Annotated in this window: 2 protein-coding genes; both read left to right on the forward strand. The window is 56.6% G+C overall.

What is annotated here, in order from left to right; genetic code table 11:
* On the forward strand, positions 1 to 1,486 hold a 1,486-nt coding region (locus LH464_RS24170), incomplete at its 5' end, for a DUF637 domain-containing protein (protein WP_226788948.1).
* A 2-nt stretch (positions 1,487 to 1,488) separates the two neighbouring features.
* The gene (locus LH464_RS24175) at positions 1,489 to 2,403 is read left to right on the forward strand and encodes a hypothetical protein (RefSeq protein WP_226788949.1); all 915 of its coding nucleotides are present in this window, start codon (positions 1,489 to 1,491) and stop codon (positions 2,401 to 2,403) included.
* The last annotated feature ends 411 nt before the right edge of the window (positions 2,404 to 2,814 follow it).

Consider the following 2,814-nt stretch of genomic DNA (forward strand, 5'->3'; position numbering starts at 1 on the left):
CCTCGAAGGCGCGGTCTTCGCCGGGGTCACAGCCGGGCTGACGGCTCGCATCAATCTTGGCGATATGGGCCTGCTCAACGGTTCCGCCTTCTCGCAACGCCTGCTCGGTGCCTTCGGCAACGGAAGTCTCACTCTGGGCAATATCCTCGAGGGCGCTTTTGACGGATTAATCAGCTCGGGCCTGTCGTCGGCGATCTATGGGACTGATTTTGGCACCGGCTTCTCAACCGCGCTCATCAAGACAGTTGTCAATCTGGCGCTTGCCGATGTCCAGACTGAAATCGGCGACCTGGGGCTTGCCGAGGGTTCGTTGCCCCACATGCTCCTGCACGGGCTGGCTGGATGTGCGGCGGCTGAGGCCCAAGGTGGTAGCTGCGCTGCTGGGGCAGCGGGAGGCATCGCGCAGAGCCTTTACGCAGGTTATCTCTCGGGCAACAAACCCCAACCTGGCGGCTACGACACTGCAGCCGCTTACGCTGCCGCGTTGAGCTCGTGGCATGAGGGTAGCTTCAAGGCAGCCCAGCTCCTTGGGGCAATGGCCGGCTTTTTCGTTTCCGAAGGCAAAGCGGACAACATCTCTCTTGCCGGAACGATCTCAGTTTCTGGGCTCAAGAACAATTACCTCACTCATGAAGAGCTCCGTGAGTACGAACGCAAACTGGCGGCTTGTGGTGAAGACGAGCAATGCCTGACGCGGGTAGAGGCGGAACGTATCGCCGACTGGAAAGCCCGTCAGGCAGAGTTTGAGGAGACCTGCCTCACCAACAGCGCCGATTGCCGCGCACTGTTGAACCAGATGCGGGGCGATCTCATTCTGCTCGTCCAGAACAGCGACACCTATGGAGCCGCGGCCACCTGGATCAATACCGACATCAGAGGGCTACTGTCGCTTGAATGGACAATGCTCGAAATCCTGGCCGAGCAGGGCCAGCTAACCCCGTCCGAGCAAGCTCGCCTCGACGAGTTCCGTCTGACACCCTGGCCCAAGCTGATCGAAGCCGCGTCTATGGCTTTTACAATCGGCAAGCCCGGAAAGCAGCCCGGCAAAGACGATGGATACCTTCCGCCAGCCGGCAAGGACTACCATAGCAACGGCTATCGTGCCGAATTCTATGATGCGACCGGCAATCCGACCAAATGGCGCAATCCGCTGACCAATCAGCTCGAGGACATTCCGCCAGGCATGAACGTCCACAAGGACCACATTCTGCCGCGGAATGAGGTCAAAAAACTTGATGGGTACGACGAATTGTCGCCGGCGGAACAGAAGCTGATCCTCTACAATCCGAAAAACTATCAACCTCTGGAAGGCTCTCTGAACTGCTCGAAGGGCTGTACGGTTGAAGGCAGCAGTCGTCCGTGGGAAACCTACAAAGGGCAGCCGGTGAATGCCGACTACAAGGACTGGCTGTTCGAGCAGCAGATCGATATGGCCGACAAGTTGACCGAGCTCATCCGTGAGATAAACAACGCCAGAGGAATGTAGCCATGCCCATTACCGGCCTGACAAAAGAACAATTTTTGGCCCAAGGCCTGTACAACAGGGTGCTTGCCTGTTGGACGAATTTTTCAGAGGTGGCACCCGAGGCGCTTGATGCTGTTTACAATGCCGACCGCCCTGATGGCAATTTGCGCGACGTCCTCACTCCGCTGAATATTGGCAAGGAATGGCTATTCGGACTGACGCTGAAGCACCAGCCACGGACAGCCGCGCTGTTGCTGGATGGCGGAGAATTGTTTGTCAGAGTAAGGGAGGCAGCCACCGATGCGATTGCGACCTTCACTATGGACCTGGCGCTTGAGGTGCAGAACAAAATAGTCTGCATTAACAGACTGCGTTTCGATGAGAATCTGTCCGATCCGGGACATCAGGCCTACATGGCGCGGCTTGAGGCTAATTTGACGAGGCGAGATGGCCGTCCCAGGAAGAAAAACCAGCGCCAGTTCAGCCTGCCTATGCCTCTGCGAGAAGCTTATTATACACGCTTCGACGGTCTTAATTTGCCTGAACGCCCGGTCGCCTATCCGCAGCGGATCTTGCCCTGGGGCATCAACCGGCCCTGGGAAAGCCTTGAAGGCTATCTGGAAGGTCTGCGTGGCTACACCAAGAAATACCAGCCCTGGTTTGAAGAACGCTTGCCGATCCAGCGACTGGAAGACCGCAAGGACATCCCCTTCATGGCGTTTCTCGACACGCGCACCAAGCTGCGGGACGGCGACATTTTCTTTGTCAAGAACACCATCCAGGATGGCACCGTCTACCACATCAAGGACGATATTATCGAAGACATGCGTGTTCTTTCGGAGCCGGCAGAGGCATTCGACCGGTATTGCGAACACATTCTGTTGGGGAGGGAAGGCCGGTTCGACTTTCTGCCCTACACGTCTCCCTTTGTACCGTGATTTGCCCGCGCCGTTTTTATGTCATGGGACGTTTCAGATAAGAATTCCGGGTGAAAGAAGATCTCACCCACGCCCTCGCCGCCTCAACCGTGAGCCTACTGGCCGTTGGACTTCGGTTCCCTCGGAGCCATTCCCAGTGGCTCGCCGGACTCAAGAAAAGTTCACTGGACTAAGAGAGATGGAGGTATCTATCGCCGTTGAGTGCCCGACCACCTGTATACCAAACGTCGATTGCCTCCAACGATACTACTTAGACCACTGGCCTCACAACGATTAAATTTCGAGACGGGTGCGTGGTCACGGTGAATGCTGAGCCCCAGGAGAGATCGAGACCTCAGGCCATATTCACCACCGCTCGGTCCTTGCAGCTCCTACCTTAAGGGATGTTCCCATTGAATTATCTGCACTACG

This window comes from Pseudorhizobium xiangyangii, from assembly GCF_020531965.1.
GTDB classification, from domain to species: Bacteria; Pseudomonadota; Alphaproteobacteria; order Rhizobiales; family Rhizobiaceae; genus Neorhizobium; species Neorhizobium xiangyangii.